The organism is Actinacidiphila oryziradicis (genome assembly GCF_005047355.1).
GTDB classification, from domain to species: domain Bacteria; phylum Actinomycetota; class Actinomycetes; order Streptomycetales; family Streptomycetaceae; genus Actinacidiphila; species Actinacidiphila oryziradicis.
Genome location: NZ_SUMC01000006.1, coordinates 199,460 through 219,873 on the forward strand (window position 1 = coordinate 199,460; position 20,414 = coordinate 219,873).

Genomic DNA, 20,414 nt, shown 5'->3' on the forward strand with positions numbered 1-20,414 from the left:
CCTTGGGTGGCCTACGTCATTGTGCTCGATGCTGTTGCACTCGATGAGATGGACGACGAGTTGAGTCTGGAACTGTCGTTCACCAAGACGGTCCCCGATGCGCTCCGGCCGCCGACTCCGTCGCCGGAGATCACCTTGATGTTCGCCCGCCTTGGGGGTACCCGAGGTGAGTACGTACTGCGGTGGCTCGGCGTCGTCAGGGACGCATGGGGCGACAAGGTGGCGACGCGGGACAGGCGCATCAAGATCGAGCCTTTGCGTCAGTGTCCTGGACCCATCAGCGGCACCAAGCTGCTCGGCGTCCTTGGCGATCAGGTCTCCACCGCCTTGTCGGGCGCGCTGCGTGTGGAGGCCACGATTCTTCTGCCGGAACACGAGAAGGCCGTACTCTCAGCGCTCCGCGGACTGCACCCCGCACTGCCGAAACTGCTCGACTGGCTGTCGGCCGTCGCCGAGCCGGACTTGCTGGACAGCTCGCGCCCGGAGGACCGATCGTGGCAAGAGCAGCAGGACGCGGCTCGCGCCGCGCTCAGCATCGGACACATTCCCCCGTCTCGGCTCGCCGCGTGGCGACGGCCCGCCCGTCCTGACGCCCCTTACCTCTCCGGGATCATCCGGGATCCAAGCGAGCAGAGTCTCATTGAGTACGACACCCAGAATTCCGTACCAGGGGCACGTGTCTTCTCCGCTTGGAGCGAGGAACGGCTTCAGGCCCTCGGTAGCGAGTTCCGCTGCGACATCCACGTCTTCGAGCATCAGGGCCGCCGTGTCGAGGTGGCCAACGTCAACGCTACAACCGTCGAGAGGCGGCTCGGCACGGACCTGATCTACTATCACGAGGCGACCCAGAGCTGTGTCCTCGTGCAGTACAAGCGCCTCTCGCCGTATGCCGGCGAGAGATGGATCTACATCGACGATCAGTTGCGCGACCAGCTTGATCGTCTTGAGGCTGTCAGCGAACTGAGCCGGGAACCCAAAGCACCCCACGAATGGCGGCTCGGCAGGGACCCCTGCTTTCTTAAACTCGCCTACTGGCCCAGAGACGACAAGGTCGCCCCCGGGCCCGCTCCCGGCATGTATCTGCCACTGTCCTATATCCGGCTCCTGCTCGACGACGACTGCACACTCGGGCCTATGGATGGGCGGCGGCTTGGCTACGGATATGTCGATAGGTACCTGGTAAATACCCAGTTCGTCGAACTCATTCAGCACGGCCTGGCAGGAACAGTGGGCACGTCCCTCGACCAGTTGCTTACTCTGGGCGAGGAACGAGCCCAAGAGGGTTATGCGGTCGCCATCGCTGTAGAGCACGCCACCGCTCCCGTACGCGAGTCGGTTAGGGAGCGCGAAAAGATCAACCGCCAGCGCGGTAAGGCGAAGAAAGCCGCAGGCCGACGTCGCTCCAAGCCTCAGCCACCTGTTGCACCTGGCGCTTCATCTGATGCGGAACAAGGCGTGCTTTTTGTAGTTGACGATGAAACGGAGGCGCCACGTTCGAGCCGAAGGCGGTCGTGAGGGTGGCGAGTACGGAGACAACCTGTCCGCCTTGTCGAGTGCTCATTCCTCGTGGATCGCGAGGCTCACGATGGCCGTGGCTCACCATCGCCAACGATGCTGCGGTCGCCCCGCCGCCAGGTATCGCCTGGCGGCGGGGTCGGCGTCCGGTCAGCGACTCGCCGCGTGCGAGACGAACGCTGTCCAGGCGGTGGGCGAGAGGGCGAGCTGCGGGCCCTGCTTGTCCTTGGAGTCCCGGACGTGGACAACACCAGGGCAGATGGCGGCCTCAACACATGCACCGCCTTCACCACTGCTGTAGCTGCTCTTGAACCAAGTGAGTTCTGATGAGCCGTGTGCGGGTTTCTCGATGTTCATCGCTCTCCCAGCATCTTCTCAATCAGGGTCAGGGACTCCCGAGGGGTGAGAGCCTGGGCCCGGATACTGCTGTACCGTGCGGCCAGGATACGGACCTCTTCCGGGCCAGTGACCAGGCGACTGATGTTCTGTACCTCCAGGTACGCCACCTGTTGCCGCCCCTTGGGCGTGAGAAGGATGAAGGGTCCGCCCAGACTCGGGTGCTCCTCACGATCCATCGGCATTACCTGAAGTTCCGTGCTCCGGAGCTTGCCGAAGCGGAGAAGCTGCTCCAGCTGCCCCTGATGTGCGTCCCAGCCGCCGATGGGCCGACGGAGGACGGATTCCTCAATGGTGAAGGTCGCCAGTGGAGCGGGCCAGCGGGTCAGGATCTCCTGACGAGCCAGCCGCGCCGACACCCGCTGTTCGATGGTCTCCTCGTCCAACAGCGGCTGACGGCTGGCGAACACAGTCCGTGCATGCCCTTCGGTCTGCAGCAGCCCAGGTAAAGCCAGCGTGCTGTAATCGTGAAGCTCAACCGCCTCCGCTTCCAACCGCGCGTAGTCCCGGAACCATGCCGGGTGCTTTACCCGCGCCCGAGCCTTGGCCCGCACTACGTCGTCTTTCGCGGCCTTCAACAGCCCGCCCGCACCCAAAAGTTCATCCGCCGTGTCTAGGAACTCCGGCAGAGGCGTGCGCCGCCCGCGCTCCACCGACCCGATCTGGTCCTCGCCGTACCCGAGTCGGTCGCCCAACTCCTTTTGTGTCAGGCCCGCCCGCTCCCGCAGTAGCTTCACCTGCTTCCCGATGGCCCGGAAGAGATCCGTCGCGCCATCGGCGTCCTCGGGCGGCTCCGGACGTCGTTCCCCGTCCCGGCCCCGGCCCTGGTCCTCCCGGCCGCCGCCTCCGCCCGCACCCATCACCATGCGTCCACCGCTTCATACGTCCGCCCGTGTACCCGGTTACGTCCGCCGGGCCGGACTGTCAACCATCCGCACCCGTACGCCTACGCTCCGTACCGGGTCATTCTCTGGTCAGGCTACGCCCGGGACGGCCACACTCGGTGACATGAAGTCCGAAATCGCCCTTCCAGTGACCACGTTCAGCCAGCAGTTCAGCTCGACTCGCCGTGGCGCGCACCTCGCCCGCGTCGCCACCACCCACCAACTCACGGCCTGGGGCTGGCCGCGCGACAGCGAGACGTCCCACACCGCCGCGCTCCTCATCGCCGAGCTGGCCGCGAACGCCGCCCGGCACGGGCGCCTACCCGGCCGGGGCTTCAGGCTCCGCCTCACTATCGTCCCGAGCCCGGCGGTCCTCCGGATCGAGGTCTCGGACTCGCGCGGCGAGAAGCCCCCCGTGCCGGCGGAAGCTGGGGAGCCTGCCCCGGACGCCGAGTCCGGCAGGGGCTTGCTCCTCGTCGAGGCGCTCGCCTCCCGTTGGGGCACCGAGCCTCGTCACCCCTCCGGCAAGACCGTCTGGGTCGAACTCGATCTCGCCTCGGTCTCATCTGCCTGATGCCTGGGGGCGTGTGCGTCTGGATCGCGCCACGAAGCACCTGCTACGTCTCGGAGTCAGCCGGAGTGACCGGCTCTGAATGCCCGGAGCGGGCCGTCGATCTCGGTGAAGTAGGTGTGGCAGGCGGGGGGAAGGTAGTTGCGCCAGTCCTCTCCCGAGGCGACGCGGCGTCGGATCTCGGTTGTCGTCAGTACGTCGGCGCCCAGGTCGCTGAAGATGTGAACGCGTTCGCCTCGCGCGAGCCAGAGGTCGGCCTTCACTCGCTCGAAGTCGTCCTTCGCCGTGAGGCAGATGATCCGGTTCGGCGGGTAGAAGTCGGCGGCGAGGTTCCAGCCGATGTCGTGGCGCGGTGCCACCGACACCGTCACCTGGTCCTGGAGGCCGTACTCCGCGAGGCCGAGCCGCATGAGGGTGGCCCGTTCCCAGGGGGTGAAGGGGTTGCGGTGCGGCTGGTAGGCCTCGTGGGAGTGCCGGCCGTACTCGCCCTCGGACTGCCAGCCGAAGTGGGCAGTCAGCATGGCTGCGTGGGGGAGGTGCAGGCGCTCGATGCTGTGCCGGAGGATGTGGAAGTGGCCGATGTGCGGCGGCTGGAAGCGGCCCGTCCAGACGGCGTAGGTGTCCTTGCTGATCGGTTCCATCAGAGACGTCCCGTGATCGGGGACTCGGAGTCGAGCAGGGCCCGGGTGGTGGACTCGACCAGGTGGCGGGCGCTTCCATTGGTCGAGAAGTTGTGATCGGCCTCCGGGACGGTGCGTAAGCGTTCTGGGGGGACGCCCGGGAAGCTCATCCCCTGGGTATAGGGGTCCGCCCCGGCGAGCCAGAGAGCGGCTGCGCTGCGGTTGTGACGGTCCCATGCGGTACCGGCTTCCTCTACCAGGTCCATCCGCAGCTCCAGGCCGTGCCGGTGTGTGCGTCCCGTAGCCAGGAGCTCGTCCAGCTGGGCCGGTGAGAAGAAAGCCCGGGAGAGGTCATCCAGCCGGCACAGCGGTGCCAGGCACCAGACGGCGTCGGTGCTTCGGGACGCGTTGTGGGATGCCTGCAGGGCAGTCGCTCCGCCCATGGAATGGCCGACGATGACCAGGGACTCGACCTGTTCGACCAGCCAGGCGCTGACCGTCTCGACCGACTCCACCTCAGTGTCGAAGGTTCTGAAGACGGAGCTGGAGTCGCCCGATCCGAGTGGATCGAGGCAGACGGTCTCGTATCCTTCCCAGGCCCACGCGCGGGCCAGTCGGCTGTAGAGGCCGTACGGTCCGTGACGGGAGCTGCCGAAGTATCCGGGGACGATGATGATTCCGCGGCTGCGGGGAGCCCAGCTCGGCCTGCTGTGGGTGATGGCGACGGACCCGCTCCGGGAGGGCAGCCGTGTCACCTGCACGTCGGGCCAGGTATGCGCCGCGAACGCCGGTGTGGGCGTCCAGCGGTCGGCGTTGCCGCGCCAGGATCGGAAGCTCCCGTTGGGCACGCCCAGGTACCGGTAGCGCGGGTCGCTGGGCAGTATGCCGTTGAGGAGGTGCGAGATCATGAGGACGGTCGAGTTGCTGCCGACGATAAGCCGGCCCGGACAGCGGCTGCGGCCTTCGTCTGCCCACCACTTCAGAAGCCGCGCCTCGGCAATGGACGCGGTCTCTGCTTCAAGGATGCGGAGTTCCGATGCGCTGATGACCCTGTTGCGGAAGAGGTCCAAGGACGCGAAGGCCTGGGGGAGAGCGGTCCGCAGCTCCGCGTTGGACCTTCCGGCGGCTTCTCCCAGGTTGATCGGCGTCAGTGACAGCTCTCCCTCGTACGGGATCCCGAGCAGCTCCGAGAGGAGTTCCGCCGAGGTGATCGCCTGGGGTGTCGGTGTCGCCACGATGCCGGTCGGCGTGCTGAGCGTGCCGGACGTCAGCCGCTGGGCCAGCCGTGTCGCCTGCTCGTGCCCTCGGGGAGTGATCGTGTCCAGATCGGAGTTGCCGTGGACGTCGAGCAGGTTCTTGTCCGTCTCGACGTGGCGGGCAAGGATGATTTGGCTGTCTGCCGACCCGGTGCCCGAAGTGCCGATGGATGCCGCCACCGTCAGGAGATCGCGAGCGGGCCGGCGTTGGTGAGGAGCCTCTCGGCCATGATGAGCGCGGTCAGGTAGTACTGCTGGATCCTCGGGAGGAAGGAGTCGGTGGTCACCTCCATCTCGAACTCCTCCCATGATTCACCGCCGGACTTTTCGTAGGTGTGGCCCAGCAGCGTCAACGAGTCCGTGGCCCCGGTGAGCAGGTGCATCCCACTCTCGATCGGCAGCCACACGAGGGCGGACACCTCTTCCGGCTCCGCCGCGTACTCGGACAGCGGGATGTCGCACTGGTATGAGGCACACCGACTGGTACTCGCGGTTGCGCTGCCCATTCTTCTGGTCGGCCACTTCCACACGCTCACCGAGGTGATGCAGGCGCGATCGGTCCACCTCGATGCCTAGCTCCTCAGTCACCTCCCGCAGTCCCGCCTCTACGGGCTCCCCGGCCTCCAGGTGCCCGGCGGCGCTCACGTCGAGCAGGCCGGGGAAGTTCTTCATGGTGTCCGAGCGCTTCTGCAGAAGGATCTGCCCGCCCCGCTCGGCGGAGACCACCCAGCAGTGGACGGTCCGATGCCATTTCCCCTGCAGGTGGGCCTCGATACGGTCCATCGCTCCGAGATGGTGCAGATTGGCGTCGTAGATGTCGATTCGCTCGGCCAAGGAACTACCTTCCGGTGATGAATACTGTCCCGTCGGGACTTGACCAGACCGGTGGCCGCTACGGTCCGGTCGCGGAGTGGCGCGAGTCGTCGAGCAGCCTCCACCTCATGCAGGGCCTCCAGGATGCGGACCTCCAGGACCAGGGATTTGGCGTATCGCCCCTGATCACCTGCGCTACGAAAACCCTCCGTGGCCTCCCGAACGAGGGACCGAGCTTGCCTGAGAAGCCGTGTGCCCTCGGTGTCCGATTGCCGAATCGTGCCTGATGAGTTGACGCCCAACATTGCAGCGATGGCCAGCGCCTCGGCGTGTGCCAGAAGCGTGAGATCAACCTGGACCTCCTGCGGGGTCAGGCTCTGGACGCCTTCCAGCGCGCGGTGTGCCTGATCGAACTCGGAACTCACCAACGCGTCGCTTTGGTCGGTCTTGATGACCCCCAGGTGCCGATAGGCCTTGGCGATCAAGATGCCCTTTCCGGGTTCGTAGGGGTCGGGCGGGAGATCTTTCAGCCGGGCGATCGCGCGCTGGATGTTGGCGATCGCGTCCTCGTTCCCGAGGAGGTAGTTCGCCCAGCCCAGCCCAGATCATCGATCAGGACGGAGGCCTCGGTCAGCCTGTCGTCGGTGAACTGAGCTGACTCCAGTGCCCAGGTGCCCAGGACGACGCGCTCGTGGTGGAAGCCCCAGATGTGCAGGGTCAGGGAGGAGTTCACTCGTAGTCGTAGAAGTGCTGGGTCCCGTCGTTCCTCGTGCAGCACCTTGCCCATCGCGATGATGCCATCCGCGTATTGGCGGTAGGGGTCCCTGGCGGCTGATGCGGGCTGGCCGCGCAAGAGCAGGTAGCCGATCAGCAGTGTGGCGCCGAGCAGCATCACCATGGCGGCCGGTGCGGACGGGAAGATCCAGCGGAGCGCGGTGGTGTGGCTGCCCTCGTCCATCCATACCTGAGTGGTCTGGAACATGAAGGTGGCGAGTGCCAACGCTGTACCGACCGTGAACGTGGTGACCGTCTGGGTATCCCTGAAACGGGCGGTCGCTGTGCGCCGAACACGTCCAACTAAGCCAGCCATCCACGCTCCAGCATCTTTGGAATGCAGGAAACGCATTCTATGGGCTGGGAGGGAGCTCTCACCACAGTGCGTGCAGGTCCCGGCAGAGACGCTTTTCCAGGCCATCAGCGGTGGTTGCCTACGAGCTGGTGCACCGGCTCTGCCGCCAGCCAGCGGTCGATGTCGGTCACTGGGTCGGTGCCCGATCCGACGAGGGGTACTTGCTCGAAGTGCCCGTACACGTATGACCTGTCTCATTGGTGGACTGAGGAGCGCTTTCCGCCATGTCAACGACGCTCAGGCAGTCCTGGTCATCGGATTCGTCGGATACGACGACGGGGACCACCACCCGGCGCGGGCTGGCGTGCTGGCTGTGCGGGTGCGGGTGCGGGTCCTCGGCCCGACTAGGCCCCAGGAGTGACGAGCTTGATTCGATGGTCGATCCCCTGCCAGCGCTTGCAGCCGGTGAGGACCGCCACCGCGTCGGCGGCCCGGCCGGTGGCGATGACCAGGGCGTCCGGGAGTCGGATGGCGGGGATCTGTCCGCGCAGGTTGGCGGCTTCCCGGGCGATGGCTCGGTCGATGGGGCAGATCTCGTCGATCAGTATGTCGATGGCGTTCTCCACCCGCTGGGCTACTGCTGTTCCCTGCCGTATGGCACCGACGAGGGATTCGGCGAGTACCGAACTCGGAATCACCAAGGTGTGCCCGGAGGACCGCTGGTCCATTACGGCTGCGCGCGCGGCAGAGTGCAGAGCGTCATCGGGGTCGAGTACGCCGAGGAGCACGCTTGTGTCGACCACTACTGCTGCCATGCGTCACGCTCCCCTTCGAGATCCGCAGCCGCGGACAAGCCGGGGAACGCGCCGATGACCTCGTCGAGCGGATCAGTTTGCCGAATCAGCAGGAGGCGGCCTTCACCGTCGACCTCTACGCGGAACTCGTCTCCGGGCTCGACACGGGCGGCGCGCAGTGCCGCGACGGGAAGCGTCACTTGATTCTTGCTGGACAGCTTGGTGGTGCAACGCCTTTTCCTTACTTTTTTCTCCATAAGGTAAAGGATAAGCCCTCCTGAGGGCGGGCGCAGTGAGGTGAGTGTCTTTCCGCTTGCCCGCGCAAGACCGCACCGGCTCCTGGTCGGCCAGGGGCCGGTGGGTGTGGGCGGGCGGTGGGAGGCCGGGGGGCGGTGGTTCGGGCGACAAGTACCAAGGACTGTGAAGCAAGGACTAAAACCTCACCCCACTTGGCCTCTCCCCAAAGAGTCACCCATATGGGGGACTTGGGCGTGCGCGGGTGGATGGTGGGGGTATGGTCGCGGCAAACAACCTCACACAGACGACGGCCCCGGCTGGGACTGCAATCCCGACCGAGGCCTGACCAACCAGGAAGAGTGAAGCTTCCCAATGGCTGAGCCGCAGTCTATCGCGCCCTTGCGCGCGTCCGCCGAGCCTGTGACGGCTGGTGTCGTGCACGTACGACGCCGTCTCACGGCGAATTTCACGATCTTGTCCAACAGCCTCGCGCAGCGTCCCGGCAGTGCCGTGACCGTCGGTGTCGGGGCGTACCTGATGTCGGTGCGGGACGGGGTGCCTGTCAGCATCGAGGCGCTGCGTGCGCATTTCACCGAGGGGGAGACCCGGCTGGCCCGGGCCCTCAACGAGCTGGAGGCGGAAGGCTTCCTAGAGCGGGTCACCGTGCGGGTGGCGAAACGGGCAGGTCCGTACGCGTACGTACGTCTACGACGTCCCCGCCCCCGCGCAGGCAGCCGACCGGGCCGCCCGGCCCATCCCGCGCAGTGCGCCGCCGCCCGATGCCTCGGCCCGACCGGCGCCCGCGCCGCAGCCGCAGCCCCTGCCGCCTGCGGAGCAGGCGCCCGAGCCCGAGCAGCAGCGCGAGCAGCAGCCCGAGCAGCAGCCCGCGCCGTGCGCTGCCCCGCGTCCGGCACCGTCAGCGGCACCGGAGGCGCGTGGCTTGCCGCCCGCGCCGGAGGCCGTCGCTGTGCTGGCCGCGCTGCGGCTGAGGGATCCGCGGTTGCTGCTCTCGGAGCGCGATGTCTGCCGGCTCGCGCCCGCCGTGGGGGAGTGGCTGCGGCGCGGGGTCGGTCCGGACCGGATCGTGGACGCGGTCTGCGCCGACCTTCCGGGGCCGCTCCTGCGAAGGCCGGCCGGGCTGATCGCGTACCGGCTGGGGCACCTCAAACCGGTGGAAGCGGCGCCATTGCCCAGCCCACAGGACCAGCGCCGGCACATCGTCCCGATGCAGAACTGCGAAGGGTGCGACCGGGGATACCGGGCCGAGCATCCGGGACTGTGCCGGGACTGCGCCACCGTCTCCGCAGCCGCCTGATCGGGAACGAGGGGCCGACGTCCAGATCGTCGAACGTGTCTGACGGGCCCTGCACGCCCGGCCCGGGGAACGGCTCGCCGTAGAAGGTGCCAGCCGGATCTCGCGTTCGCCGCCGGGCCGGGGATGGTGCTGGTCGGCGGCACAGCCGTTGATCACCGACGTCGGCCTGATCCGCCGGGTACGGCACTAGCCAGTTTGACGTCGCTGAGCGCCGGGGCCAGCCTGTCCCGGCGGAAACTCAGGTGGCCGCAGCGCGCCGTCTGGGTAGAGTTGGGCAGTGCCCGAGCTACAGCGGCTGCATGCTGGCCATGCCCCGGCGGTCCTGGCCTTCGAGCTGGCGAACCGCGCCTACTTCGCTGCCTCGGTCTCCGACCGCGGCGACGAGTTCTACGACCAGTTCACCGACCGGCACAGCGCCTTGCTGGCTGAGCAGGAGGCCGGGATCTGCGCCTTCTACGTGCTCGTCGCCAAGGATGGCTCGGTCCTGGGCCGGTTCAACCTGTACCGCTTCGAGGACGGCACTGCGGAACTCGGCTACCGGGTCGCGCAGCATGTCGCCGGCCGCGGCGTGGCGACCGCGACCGTGCGGGAGTTGTGCCGGCTGGCGGCGGAGCGGCACGGGCTGCGCACACTCAGGGCGGCCACCGCCCGCGAGAATGCCGCGTCCCAGAAAGTGCTGACCAAGGCCGGGTTCGTCCTGGTTGGCCCGGCCGATCCGGCCGACCTCGGCGGTAAGCCAGGCACCTGGTATCAGCGCGACCTAGTACTCCAGCCGTAGATCGTGATTTTGCTGGTAGGGGGTCGCTACCGGCCTGGCGGAAGCTCTCCGCCGGAACCGGGGCGAAGGGCCACCGCTTCTACGACTGGGCCGTCATCGACCTCGCCTACCCCGGCCCCGGCAGCCGCCGGCTGCTGATCCGCCGCAACCGCAGCAACGGCGGACTCGCCTACTCAGTGCCGTAGCGGAGTCCGTTGACGAGCAGGGTGATCATGCGCTGGGTGTAGCCGTGGTCGTCTGGTGCGACGATGTCGCTCATGGCGCGCAGCAGGTCGTACGGGGCGACGTCGGAGCGGATGTCGCCGGATGCGGCGGCAGCGTCCAGCAGCTCCGTCACGACGGGGACGAAGCGCTGTTTGAAGTATGCGGGCAGGCTTTCGTAGGCGGGGTCGCCGGAGTGCAGTGCGGTTTTGAGGCCGCGTTTGGCTGCGACGAACTGTGCGAAGCGCTGCAACCACCGGGTGAGGGCCTCGGCCGGCTCGTGCTGGGCCGAGAGGGCGGGGGCGGCCTCGACGCAGGCGTCGACTTCGTGGCGGAAGACGGCGGTGATGAGGTCCGAGCGTTGCGGGAAGTGGCGGTAGAGGGTGCCCGCCCCCACTCCGGCCCTGGCGGTGATCCGTCGTACGGGGGCGTCCACGCCGTCTGACGCGAAGACCTCGGCGGCCGCGGTCAGCAGGGCGTCCAGGCTGCGCTGAACGTCGGGTCGTACGCGGCGGGCGGCCGGTTCTTCGGTGGGGCGATCAGGCATGGAGTGGGTTCCCTTTGCGTTTCGGAACAGTGTTCCGTATTCTCGTGAGGAACAGTGTTCCGCTTTTAGTTTAGCGGGGCCCGCGACCAGCAGTCCATGCAGGAGGAGAACCATGAAGTACCGCACCCTGGGCCGCACCGGCATCAAGGTCAGCCCCTACTGCCTGGGCGCCATGATGTTCGGCGCCATAGGCAACCCCGACCACGACGACTCCGTCCGGATCATCCACAAGGCGCTCGACGCGGGCATCAACTTCATCGACACCGCGGACGCCTACTCGCGCGGCGAGTCCGAGGAGATCGTCGGCAAGGCCCTCAAGGGCCGCAGGGACAACGTCGTGCTCGCCACCAAGGCGCACCTCCCGATGGGGGACGACCCCAACCAGCAGGGCAACTCGCGGCGCTGGCTGATGCGCGCACTGGACGACTCGCTGCGCCGGCTGCAGACCGATCACGTCGACCTGTTCCAGATCCACCGGCCTGCGCCGGACACCGACGTGGAAGAGACCCTCTCAGCCCTCACCGACCTGATGCGCGCGGGCAAGATCCGGGCCATCGGCACCTCCTCCTTCCCCGCCTCGGACATCGTCGAGGCGCAGTGGGTCGCCGAACGGCGCGGCCTGCAGCGCTTCCGGACCGAGCAGCCGTCGTACTCGATCCTCAACCGGGGTATCGAACGTGAGGTGCTGCCGGTCTGTCAGCGCTACGGGATGGGCACGCTGGTCTGGAGTCCGCTGGGCGGGGGGCTGCTCACCGGCCGCTACCGCAAGGGTCAGCAGGCCACCACTCATCGGGGCGGCTTCGGCTTCAAGCACCTGAGCGACGAACGCCGGCTCGACGCCGTCGAACAGCTCATCCCCCTCGCCGAAAAGGCGGAGATGTCGCTGACGCACCTGGCCATGGCCTTCGCGATCTCCCACCCCGGCGTCACCTCCGCGATCATCGGACCGCGCACCATGGACCACCTCGACGACCTCCTCGCAGGCGCCGAGACCACCCTGACCGACGAGATCCTCGACCAGATCGACGCCATCGTGCCCCCCGGCACCGACATCGGGACGCTCGACATGGCCTACAACCCACCCGCCATCCAGCAGACCGCGCTGCGCCGCCGCCTGCCCGACGAGCGCTCCGCCGCCTGACCCGTCCCCGGGAACGGCCCGCAGGCGTGGAAGTGAATTCCTCCGCTGATGTTCCGGGCCTGTACGACGTCACGTGAAGATCCCGACAGCTCGGAACGAGTGCTGCCGGGACGCTCGTCCTGTCCATCGGGCGCTGTGATCGGCCTACTCCGTTCCCGCGTCCAGCTTCGGCGGAGCAAGGGGGGCAACCTCACGGTCGAAGTAGGAGATCACATCCTCCCCCACCGTGTAGTGCGCCTTGATGTAGTTCTCCCAATCGCTCGACCAGATCACGGTCGGTGTAACGGATTGCGCCGTTCGGGACTCCTGCCTCGGTATAGATAACCTGGTAGAGGCTGATGCCGCCGAGAACGACCACTTCCGGGAGCAGGCCGGACTCGTAGCGGCCGCACACGCAGCCGCTACACGGTGTATGCGTGTCGGTACCCGGAAGGCGGCGATAGGACCCATGATGCTCAGGCAGGCCTGGTCATCGTTTTCGTCGGACACGACGATGCGGAACGCGCTCCAGGACCCGATCGGGCTCCAGGCCGCCTGGCACGGCGCCAATTGTCACCCGTTCGGGGCACTCGCGCGGGATTGTCAGTACCGCTCATACGCTCACCGTCATGCCCGAGCGCTGGGAGATTGAGCTTGAACCAGAGGTGCGGGAGTGGCTGGAAGTGCTGCCACCTGAGCGGTACCGTGCCGTCGAACGCCATGCGGATCGTCTGGCGGAGAGTCCCACGACGCTGGGCGAGCCGTACTCGCGGCACCTGGACGGGCCCGTGCGGGAGCTGTGTTTCATCCTCGGCACCGACGCGGTCCGCATCAGCTACTGGTTGGCGCCGGCCCGCCGTATTGTGTTGCTGACGGTCTTCCGTAAGACGCGTATGTGGGAAGAGGCACAGGTGCAGCGCGCACTCTGGCGGCAGAAGGAGTGCGAATCGGAGCATCCCCCGGCCGGGAGCACGTATCACCGTACTTTCGAGGAGCAGCCGTGAGCAGGGGTTACCACACCGCGTGGAACATCCCGGACGAGCATCGGGGGGATCCGGCGTACGTTGAGGCGGGCGCCGCGATCGCTCTTGGCCAGGCTGTATTCGACCGGCGTAGCGAGCTCGGCCTGTCCCAGGAGGAGCTCGCCCGGCGGGCGGGGCTGACCGCATCGGAGGTCGAGCTGATCGAGGGTGGTGCCACCGTGCCGACGCTGCGCTTGCTGCGAGCGCTGGCCCAGGGCCTGGACGCCAAACTGGATCTGTCGATCGAGGACGACGAGACCCACGTCTCCTTCATCGCGTCCGCCGCGTGAACGGGATCCGGCGGCGATAGGAGTGTCCTTCCAGGTTGCAGCCATGCGTCCCGGATCTTCCGCATCGACCTGGCCTGTACCGCTGAGGTGCGGATGGCGTAGGCAGCAGTAGGTGGTGCGGACGGGGGCAGGCGCGCATGAGTCCGCCGAGGATGAGTACGTGGTCGAACCGCTGGAAGTGGAGCGGGCCGTTGCCGCGTATCCCAGGGCGTGCGTTGCAGCGAGGACGAGCTTGAGCTTGTCCTGCTGCGGGGGACGGGCTGGACGGCGTAAGGCGCGCCTCGTCCTCCGGAACCTGGGCCGCTTGCGGCGGCAGGCAGGTGACGCGCACGCCGCCGTCGAGGGAAGTACCGTGGGTAAGGTGCTGGTCAAGGTGTCGGCAGACTGAACACCACGGGGGCTGCGCCGCAGCGACACCCTGGTGGGCATTCTCGGCTGGGAACGCTGCGGGTGGGGGCCGAACCACAACCGCACGGACCGGGCCGACCCGGCCAGGAAGAAGGGCAACGAGCATGCCCACGCTCACCGAGAAGATCACCCACGCGGTGACCCATCCCCTGGCCCGGGACGACCAGTTCGACATCCACGCCGAGCTGGGCGAGGTGCTGGCCGGAGTCGGGCTGAGCTCTGAGGACAGCGGCGGGGCCGTCACCTTCCTCGGCGCCGACCCGGTCGTTCCCTCCACCCTGCGGCTGGGCGCCGTCCCGGCGATCGGCATGGCCGCCAAGTCCGTGGCGATCGCCGCCCTGTGGCGCCACCGCGGCGGCGCCGGCCAGGACATCACCATGGACCTGCGCAAGGCCCCGCACCGCCTGTGTCCCTTCTACGACCGCCGCTGGGAGAAGCTCAACGGCTACAGCCCGGGCACCCCCAACGATCCCGACAGCCCTTTGTCGCTCTCCTTCTACCAGGCCGGAGACGGCCGCTGGGTGATGCCGCTGAACATCTATCCCAAGCTCAAGCGTGAGACGCTGAAGCTGTTGCGCTGCTGGGACGAGGCCTCCGCCGTGGCCGACGCCGTCGCCAAATGGAGCGCCGCCGACCTGGAGCAGGCCGGGGCACAGACGGGCGTGGTGATGCCGATGCTGCGCACCGCGCAGGAGTTCCTGACCGAAGCCCAGTACCGCGACGTGCTGACCGACCACCCGCTGATCGAGGTCGAGAGGATCGGTGACAGCGATCCCGAACCCCTGTCCGCCGGGGCCACCCAGCCGCTGACGGGCATCCGCGCCCTGGGCATGGGCCACGTCATCGCCGGCGCGGGCATCGGCCGCGACCTCGCCCTGCACGGCGCCGACGCGCTCAACCTGTGGCGCCCCACCGAGTGGGAGAACGACGTGACCTACTACACGGCCAACGTCGGGGTCCGCTCGGCCACCATCGACCCGTACGCCCCGGAGGGCCGCGCCGTCATCCGCGAACTCCTGCGCGGCGCGGATGTCTTCTACGCCAACCGCCGCGGCGGGTTCCTGGAACGCGTCGGCCTCACCGCTCAGGAAGCCGCGCAGATCCGGCCCGGCATCATCCACGTGAACGTCTCCCTGCATGGCGAGACCGGCCCGTGGGCCGGTCGGGTCGGCTTCGACCAGACGGCGGGCTGCGTCACCGGCACCATGCTGCTGGAAGGCGGCGGCACCACCCCGCAGTTGCCGCCCATCAAGGTCGTCAACGACTACGTACTGTCCTGGCTTGCCACGACAGGCGTCATCAGGGCCCTGCTGCGGCGCGCCACCGACGGCGGCAGCTACCGGGTGCATGTCTCCCTCACCCGCGTCGCACTGTGGATCCTCAGCCTGGGTGTCTTCGACCTCGACTACGCTCGCGCCACCGCCGGACAGGGCACGGAGCACGCCTACCTCGACCCCGACCTGTTCACCGCCCAGACGCCCTGCGGGCGCTATCAGGGCGTCACCGACCAGGTGGTGATGACCGAGACGCCCGGCGCCTACCGAACCGTCCTGGTACCGCGCGGCTCGAACCGCCCGGTGTGGCTGCCGCGCCCCTGATCGCTCGCATCCGCGCCCATGGTGACGGCCCATCGCTTGGCAGTTCCCGCGACGCCGCCAAGGGCGCAAGCCTGGCCGCAGACGACTGAAGGGTGTCTTTCTCGCCGAGTGGCGGCTGAGCAGGGGCTTTGCACACGGCTGCGCCCCGGTCAGGCTCGAAGTGACCCGCGGTTGCTGCTCTCGGAGCGGGATGTCGCACGGCTGGCGCCCGCCGTGGGGGAGTGGCTGCGGCCGGGAGTCGGTCCGGAGCGGATCGTGGAGGCGGTCTGCGCCGATCTCCCCGGGCCGATCCTGCGACGGCCGGCTGCCGCTGCTCCTGCCGATGATGACCAACGACTACTACGAGAAGATGGACCTGCCCGGCTACCCGAACGAGAGGTACTGATGGGCCTCTACAGCCGCCTGGTCGTGCCCAGGCCTTTGCCGTGCCCGCGGTGCGGCTCCCAGACCGACCTGGTGATCCAGTTCCACTTCGGCAGCAAGCGCATGCAGAACTTCTCCACCGGCTCCGCCATCGACTGGTCGGGCAGGACCGAGGGATCGCCCCGGTCGGGCCGCTTCGGTGTCGTCGGATACCCGGAGCCCTGCCCCTCCTGCGGCCGTGACGACGACACGCTGTGCGTCGTGGAGTTCGACGGGGATGAGATCGTCGGCTACCGGGCGGCGACGGAGGAGGGGATGCGGGAGTTCGAATGGTGAGACGGGGGGACGACCGGCTCCCCCCGGCACTGACCGCCGCACCCTTCGGCCCCGCCCGGCGGCCCCCGGGCGGGGCCGTCGCACGCCGGGGGCCTTCTCCTCACCACGAGTGCCAGAGAGCACCGTGGCGGTGCCGCCAAGGTGGGATGTCGGCATCCTCGAAGTCGGCGAGGAGCACGGCTCGGCGTATGCGGAGCCTCGCCGTCTGGCGGGCCCTGCGCTCGGCGACGTCGGCGGCGTGACGCATCCAGGGGCTGGGGCGGAACGCGCTTGCGTAGTCGTATATCTCGAGGTGGTGGCGGATCTCCTCGGGGATCGGTCGTCGGCGCCGGCGGGCGGCCTCGGTCAGGTGCGCGGCGCTGTACCGCAGCGCCCGCAGTGAGACCTGGCGGTACGGTCGGCCGCGAGGGCGTTCGTACCAGGGGCCGCCGGTGCCCGAGTGCCGGGCGGGGATGTGGCTGATGGTGCGGGACATGGAGGACTCCGTAGCCCGCCAGGAGGGTCCTGGCGTGGCTACCGGAATCCGTGGGCGCCGCGTGCTCGGAGGGGCATGACGTGAAGGTACCCGTCGGCAGCACCTGGCGCCGCTGAATATCACCCGTTTCACGGGCCGCAGGACTGGTTTGTCGTTCCGTCGTGCTGTTTTCTTGACCTCAAGCCTGGTTGAGGTTCTACGGTCCGTACATGAGCATGGAGAGCACGGCCTGGACCCAGCTGTACAGCGTCATGAACGCCACGCAGGACCGCCGCCCCCTGGCCCGCGACACGCTGCGCCGTGTCGGAGCGTTCGCGCGGCCGCACCGCCGCCGCATCACCCAGTTCGTGCTGCTTAGGGTGGCGACCGCGCTGCTCGCCGTCCCGGCTGTCGGGCGGTGAGCGGCAGCGTATGACCATTGCCCGGCTGCTCCTGGCCGGGCAGTCGTGTCGTCATTCTCGATGAGGCCACCGCCCATCTGGACAACACCTCCGAGGCCGAGGTCCAGGAGGCCCTCACCGAGGCCTTGGAGGGCCGGACCGCCGTGGTCATCGCCCACCGCCTCTCCACGGTGCGCGCCGCCGACCTGATCCTCGTCGTCGAGGACGGACGGATCGAGGAACGCGGTACGCACGCCGAACTTCTCGCGACGGACGGCAGATACACGGAGCTGTACCGCACCCAGTTCCGGGCGGAGGACGGCGTCGAGCCGGTCGAGGTCGCCTGAGCGGCGAAAGGGCGAAAAGCAGGTGCGCCGGGGTGGCTGCGGGGGTGAGACTCATCGAGTCGGGTCGGTCATGCGCCACCCGCGCGCACGCCATCCCCGATCAGCCAAGGAGCCCGCACTTGCAGGGTGTTGTCACGGTTTCGCCGTCCCAGGTGCCCGAGCTGCTGCTCGGCCTGGCCACTGTCCGCCCGGTCTTCCTGTGGGGTGCGCCGGGCATCGGGAAGTCCTCCCTGGTAAGGGAGTTCGCCGCCGGGCTGGGTCTGGACTGCGTAAGCCTGATCGGCACCCAGTTGGCCCCCGAGGACCTCATCGGGGTGCCGCAGATTGTTGACGGCCGCTCCCGGTTCTGCCCGCCGGAGACGATCGCCCGCGACGAGCCGTACTGCCTCTTCCTGGACGAGCTGAACGCCGCCACCCCCGATGTGCAGAAGGCTTTCTACTCTCTGATCCTCGACCGTCGGATCGGCTCGTACGAGCTGCCGTCCGGCAGCATCGTGATCGGCGCGGGCAACCGGGCCACGGACAACGCCCTCGCCCGGCCGATGGCCTCCGCGCTGGTCAACCGGCTCGCGCACGTCCATCTGCGGGCCTCCGCCGCGGACTGGCTGGTCTGGGCGGCGGGTGCCGGTATCCATCCGTGGATCACCGACCACCTCACCGACCGGCCGGACCACCTGTGGTCCGCTCCGCCCAAGACCGAGGAGCCGTTCTCCACCCCGCGTGCCTGGCACATGCTCTCCGACGCGCTGCACTCCTTCGGACTCGCCCTGGACGAGGAGACGCTCAAGGTGCTGGCGTACGGGACGCTCACCCCCACGCACGCCGCGGCCTTCTGCGGCTACGTCAAGATCGTCCGCCACGCCTACGGCCTGGACGCCATCCTCAAGGGCGACGCGTCCTGGCCGCGCCGCATCGAGGACCGCGACCTGCTGTACTACCTCGCCGACTCCTTCCGCGGCCGCCTGATCAAGGAGCTGCCGACGAACAAGGAGCACGCTTCCCCCGCCGTACGGCAGACCGCCTACCGGGCCAAGTCGTTGCTGGTGCAACTGGCCGAGATCTCGGTCGAGGTCGCCCAGACCGTGATCGCCGACGGCGACGACGACAACCCGGTGCTGCCCTCCTGGTTCCTCATCGAGGCCGCTCGGGACATGCCGCGACTGGTCGAGGCGCGCCGGTGAGCGGTGTCCGCGGTGGCAAAGCCCGGGCGCAGCAAGGAGTCGTACCCGATCCGGCGGCCGAGGCGTTCGCCGCCGGAGTGGATCTGCTGCGCCGCAACACCGCACTCGCCGCACTGTCCGTGGTCAATGGCTCCCTGTGCCGCGACAAGGACTGCGAGGCGCACCCCCGCGATGGTGGCTGGGCCGTGGTCAGCTCCAACGGCATCGTGCACGTCGACCCGCTGCGCCGCGCGGAGCCGGAGGAGTGGGCGTGGGTGCTGGCGCACTGCCTGCTGCACCTCGGCTTCGGACACGTACCGGCTGCCAAGGGCGTGCGGGAGCAGCCCGACCGCTTCGATCTGGCCGCGCGCTGCACGGTGGTCAACCGCTTCCTGGACACCTTCCCCGTCGGCCGTGCGCCCGTAGCGCTGCCGGAGCGGTATCCGGGCGGTGACGAGGAGCAGTTGGCCGCGCGCTGGCGCCGCGACGGCATACCGGCCGAGTACGCCGCCTGCGGCGCCGCAGGACCGTACGCCGACCAACTGCTCCGCCCCTGGCACGAGCTCTGGACCGCACCCGAGGACTGGACCGTCGCCTTTGCGAGCTCCCTCACCCGGACGATGTCGGCGGCCATGGATGTCGCGGGCGGCCGCCGCGAGGAGCTCACCGGGGCGCGGCGGCCGCAGCGGCCCTGGGAGCGTGCGCTGAGCTGGTTCGTCTCCTCGTACCCGCTGCTGGGCGGTATCGCTGCCGGGATGACCCTGGTCGCCGACGCCGAACTGGCGCGCGCCCAGCAGATCTCGGTGGCCGCGGTCAATGCGGAGGCGGGGGAGATCTACCTCAATCCGCTGTGTCGGCACACCGACGAGGAGTGGAGGTTCATCCTCGCCCACGAGATGCTGCACGCCGCGCTGCGGCACGGCGAGCGCCGCGGCGGGCGCGATCCCTACCTGTTCAACGTCGCGGCCGACTATGTGATCAACGGCTGGCTGGTGGAAATGGGCGTCGGGCAGATGCCCGAGGGACTGCTGCACGATCCGGCGCTGGCGGGACTGTCCAGCGAGGAGGTGTACGACCGCATCGCCCGTGACCAGAGGCGGCTGCGCCGCCTGTCCACGCTGCGCGGCAAGGGGCTCGGTGACGTGCTCGGAGAGCCGCTGCCGCGACCCGGGAAGGCCGCCCCCACGTGGGTGGATCTGGACGAGTTCTACCGGCGCGGGCTGCTGCAGGGCTTCGAGCTGCACCGGCGCGAGCGCGGGCTGTTGCCGGCCGGACTGGTCGAGGAGATCCGAGCGCTGTCCCACCCGCCGCTCCCATGGGACGCCAGGCTGGCGCGCTGGTTCGACGAGTATGTGCCGCGTCCGGAGGCGGTGCGCAGCTTCTCCCGCCCGGCGCGGCGGCAGGCGTCCACGCCGGACATCCCCCGGGCGGGCCGCTACTTCCCGCCGGAGGAGGTGGCCCGCTGCACCTTCGGTGTGGTGCTGGACACCTCCGGATCCATGAGCCGGACGCTGCTGGGCAAGGCGCTCGGCGCGATCGCGTCGTACGCCGCCGCCCGGGATGTCACCGCGGCCCGGGTGGTGTTCTGCGACGCGGCCCCATTCGACGCGGGCTACCTGCCGGTGACCGAGATCGCCCACCGGGTAAGGGTCCGGGGGCGCGGCGGGACTGTGCTGCAGCCCGGCATCGACCTCCTCCAACGGGCCGAGGACTTCCCGTCGGCGGCACCGATCCTGGTGATCACGGACGGCGAGTGCGACGTCCTGCGGGTACGCCGCGAGCACGCTTTCCTGGTTCCGCAGGGCGCCTCGCTGCCGTTCACGGCCCGGGGCCCGGTCTTCCGGATGCGCTGAGGCGCCGCGGTGCCGAGGCGCCGACGAGAGAAGCCCTCGCCGCTGTCGCGGACTACCGCCCACGGC

General features: G+C 68.5%; 24 protein-coding genes and 2 pseudogenes. 14 read left to right on the forward strand and 12 right to left on the reverse strand.

What is annotated here, in order from left to right; translation table 11 throughout:
• Window positions 1-6: 6 nt before the first annotated feature.
• Window positions 7-1,515, forward strand: coding sequence for a hypothetical protein (locus tag FCI23_RS09105; RefSeq protein WP_136722954.1), 1,509 nt, complete (start codon window positions 7-9; stop codon window positions 1,513-1,515).
• Window positions 1,516-1,665: 150 nt separating this feature from the next.
• Here the strand turns inward: FCI23_RS09105 and FCI23_RS09110 are convergent, their stop codons facing one another.
• Both FCI23_RS09110 and FCI23_RS09115 read right to left on the reverse strand, forming a co-directional pair.
• On the reverse strand, window positions 1,666-1,872 hold the full coding sequence (locus tag FCI23_RS09110) for a DUF397 domain-containing protein (protein WP_136722955.1): 207 nt from the start codon (window positions 1,870-1,872) through the stop codon (window positions 1,666-1,668).
• Window positions 1,869-2,771, reverse strand: a complete 903-nt coding sequence (locus FCI23_RS09115) for a helix-turn-helix domain-containing protein (RefSeq protein WP_136723043.1) — start codon at window positions 2,769-2,771, stop codon at window positions 1,869-1,871. Before FCI23_RS09115 ends, FCI23_RS09110 begins: the two co-directional genes overlap by 4 nt.
• Window positions 2,772-2,919: 148 nt before the next feature.
• Here FCI23_RS09115 and FCI23_RS09120 point away from each other — a divergent pair, with 148 nt between their 5' ends.
• Window positions 2,920-3,369, forward strand: a complete 450-nt coding sequence (locus tag FCI23_RS09120; RefSeq protein WP_136722956.1) for an ATP-binding protein — start codon at window positions 2,920-2,922, stop codon at window positions 3,367-3,369.
• A gap of 56 nt (window positions 3,370-3,425) precedes the next feature.
• On the opposite strand, the gene FCI23_RS09125 is transcribed toward FCI23_RS09120, so the two are convergent.
• The 7 genes from FCI23_RS09125 to FCI23_RS09150 form a co-directional block, all read right to left on the reverse strand.
• Window positions 3,426-4,007, reverse strand: a complete 582-nt coding sequence (locus FCI23_RS09125) for a nucleotidyl transferase family protein (protein WP_136722957.1) — start codon at window positions 4,005-4,007, stop codon at window positions 3,426-3,428.
• Window positions 4,007-5,422, reverse strand: coding sequence for an alpha/beta fold hydrolase (locus tag FCI23_RS09130; protein WP_169316730.1), 1,416 nt, complete (start codon window positions 5,420-5,422; stop codon window positions 4,007-4,009). Before FCI23_RS09130 ends, FCI23_RS09125 begins: the two co-directional genes overlap by 1 nt.
• A 2-nt stretch (window positions 5,423-5,424) precedes the next feature.
• The gene (locus FCI23_RS56250) at window positions 5,425-5,661 is read right to left on the reverse strand and encodes a hypothetical protein (protein ID WP_169316718.1); all 237 of its coding nucleotides are present in this window, start codon (window positions 5,659-5,661) and stop codon (window positions 5,425-5,427) included.
• Entirely contained in the window at window positions 5,555-6,025 is a 471-nt protein-coding gene (locus tag FCI23_RS63635) for an NUDIX hydrolase (protein WP_407645941.1), read from the reverse strand. Before FCI23_RS63635 ends, FCI23_RS56250 begins: the two co-directional genes overlap by 107 nt.
• Window positions 6,026-6,581: 556 nt before the next feature.
• On the reverse strand, window positions 6,582-7,055 hold the full coding sequence (locus tag FCI23_RS09140; protein WP_136722960.1) for a hypothetical protein: 474 nt from the start codon (window positions 7,053-7,055) through the stop codon (window positions 6,582-6,584).
• 473 nt (window positions 7,056-7,528) lie between these two features.
• Window positions 7,529-7,939 (reverse strand): type II toxin-antitoxin system VapC family toxin, encoded by a 411-nt coding sequence (locus tag FCI23_RS09145; RefSeq protein ID WP_136722961.1) that lies wholly within the window; start codon window positions 7,937-7,939, stop codon window positions 7,529-7,531.
• A complete protein-coding gene (locus FCI23_RS09150; protein WP_136722962.1) occupies window positions 7,927-8,175 on the reverse strand; it encodes an AbrB/MazE/SpoVT family DNA-binding domain-containing protein in 249 nt (82 codons plus the stop codon). Before FCI23_RS09150 ends, FCI23_RS09145 begins: the two co-directional genes overlap by 13 nt.
• Window positions 8,176-9,095: 920 nt before the next feature.
• On the opposite strand from FCI23_RS09150, the gene FCI23_RS63025 reads away from it, so the two are divergent.
• From FCI23_RS63025 to FCI23_RS09165, 3 genes and pseudogenes are all read left to right on the forward strand, one after another.
• Window positions 9,096-9,470: a hypothetical protein gene (locus FCI23_RS63025; RefSeq protein WP_322973815.1), complete on the forward strand. Its 375-nt coding sequence runs from the start codon at window positions 9,096-9,098 to the stop codon at window positions 9,468-9,470.
• 277 nt (window positions 9,471-9,747) lie between these two features.
• Window positions 9,748-10,248: a GNAT family N-acetyltransferase gene (locus tag FCI23_RS09160; RefSeq protein WP_136722963.1), complete on the forward strand. Its 501-nt coding sequence runs from the start codon at window positions 9,748-9,750 to the stop codon at window positions 10,246-10,248.
• 32 nt (window positions 10,249-10,280) lie between these two features.
• Window positions 10,281-10,421: pseudogene (locus FCI23_RS09165) on the forward strand (IS701 family transposase); the annotation flags it as partial.
• On the opposite strand, the gene FCI23_RS09170 reads toward FCI23_RS09165, so the two are convergent.
• Window positions 10,418-10,996 (reverse strand): TetR/AcrR family transcriptional regulator, encoded by a 579-nt coding sequence (locus tag FCI23_RS09170; protein ID WP_136722964.1) that lies wholly within the window; start codon window positions 10,994-10,996, stop codon window positions 10,418-10,420. The pseudogene FCI23_RS09165 and the gene FCI23_RS09170 sit on opposite strands and share 4 nt — an antisense overlap.
• A gap of 112 nt (window positions 10,997-11,108) precedes the next feature.
• On the opposite strand from FCI23_RS09170, the gene FCI23_RS09175 reads away from it, so the two are divergent.
• On the forward strand, window positions 11,109-12,137 hold the full coding sequence (locus tag FCI23_RS09175; RefSeq protein WP_136722965.1) for an aldo/keto reductase: 1,029 nt from the start codon (window positions 11,109-11,111) through the stop codon (window positions 12,135-12,137).
• Between the two features lie 144 nt (window positions 12,138-12,281).
• Here the strand turns inward: FCI23_RS09175 and FCI23_RS62325 are convergent, their stop codons facing one another.
• Window positions 12,282-12,410, reverse strand: coding sequence for a hypothetical protein (locus FCI23_RS62325; protein WP_265737731.1), 129 nt, complete (start codon window positions 12,408-12,410; stop codon window positions 12,282-12,284).
• A 335-nt stretch (window positions 12,411-12,745) separates the two neighbouring features.
• Between FCI23_RS62325 and FCI23_RS09185 the strand changes: the two genes are divergently transcribed.
• The 4 genes from FCI23_RS09185 to FCI23_RS56255 all read left to right on the forward strand — a co-directional run bounded on the left by FCI23_RS09185 (window position 12,746) and on the right by FCI23_RS56255 (window position 16,133).
• On the forward strand, window positions 12,746-13,120 hold the full coding sequence (locus FCI23_RS09185; protein WP_136722966.1) for a type II toxin-antitoxin system RelE/ParE family toxin: 375 nt from the start codon (window positions 12,746-12,748) through the stop codon (window positions 13,118-13,120).
• Window positions 13,117-13,428 (forward strand): helix-turn-helix domain-containing protein, encoded by a 312-nt coding sequence (locus FCI23_RS09190; protein WP_136722967.1) that lies wholly within the window; start codon window positions 13,117-13,119, stop codon window positions 13,426-13,428. Before FCI23_RS09185 ends, FCI23_RS09190 begins: the two co-directional genes overlap by 4 nt.
• Before the next feature lie 512 nt (window positions 13,429-13,940).
• Window positions 13,941-15,434 (forward strand): CoA transferase, encoded by a 1,494-nt coding sequence (locus FCI23_RS09195; RefSeq protein ID WP_136722968.1) that lies wholly within the window; start codon window positions 13,941-13,943, stop codon window positions 15,432-15,434.
• Between the two features lie 384 nt (window positions 15,435-15,818).
• Window positions 15,819-16,133 carry a hypothetical protein gene (locus tag FCI23_RS56255; RefSeq protein WP_169316731.1) on the forward strand — a complete coding sequence of 105 codons (315 nt, stop codon included), beginning with the start codon at window positions 15,819-15,821 and terminating at the stop codon, window positions 16,131-16,133.
• Between the two features lie 100 nt (window positions 16,134-16,233).
• Here FCI23_RS56255 and FCI23_RS09205 read toward each other — a convergent pair whose 3' ends face one another.
• Window positions 16,234-16,608 carry a hypothetical protein gene (locus tag FCI23_RS09205; RefSeq protein WP_136722970.1) on the reverse strand — a complete coding sequence of 125 codons (375 nt, stop codon included), beginning with the start codon at window positions 16,606-16,608 and terminating at the stop codon, window positions 16,234-16,236.
• 209 nt (window positions 16,609-16,817) lie between these two features.
• Between FCI23_RS09205 and FCI23_RS09210 the strand changes: the two genes are divergently transcribed.
• The 4 genes and pseudogenes from FCI23_RS09210 to FCI23_RS09225 all read left to right on the forward strand — a co-directional run bounded on the left by FCI23_RS09210 (window position 16,818) and on the right by FCI23_RS09225 (window position 20,348).
• The gene (locus tag FCI23_RS09210) at window positions 16,818-17,009 is read left to right on the forward strand and encodes a hypothetical protein (protein ID WP_136722971.1); all 192 of its coding nucleotides are present in this window, start codon (window positions 16,818-16,820) and stop codon (window positions 17,007-17,009) included.
• Window positions 16,993-17,335 (forward strand): annotated as a pseudogene (locus FCI23_RS09215) (ATP-binding cassette domain-containing protein); the annotation flags it as partial. The gene FCI23_RS09210 and the pseudogene FCI23_RS09215, both read left to right, overlap by 17 nt.
• 119 nt (window positions 17,336-17,454) lie before the next feature.
• Window positions 17,455-18,516, forward strand: a complete 1,062-nt coding sequence (locus tag FCI23_RS09220) for an ATP-binding protein (protein WP_136722972.1) — start codon at window positions 17,455-17,457, stop codon at window positions 18,514-18,516.
• Window positions 18,513-20,348 carry a vWA domain-containing protein gene (locus tag FCI23_RS09225; protein ID WP_136722973.1) on the forward strand — a complete coding sequence of 612 codons (1,836 nt, stop codon included), beginning with the start codon at window positions 18,513-18,515 and terminating at the stop codon, window positions 20,346-20,348. The genes FCI23_RS09220 and FCI23_RS09225 overlap by 4 nt, the downstream gene beginning before the upstream one ends.
• Window positions 20,349-20,414: the final 66 nt, after the last annotated feature.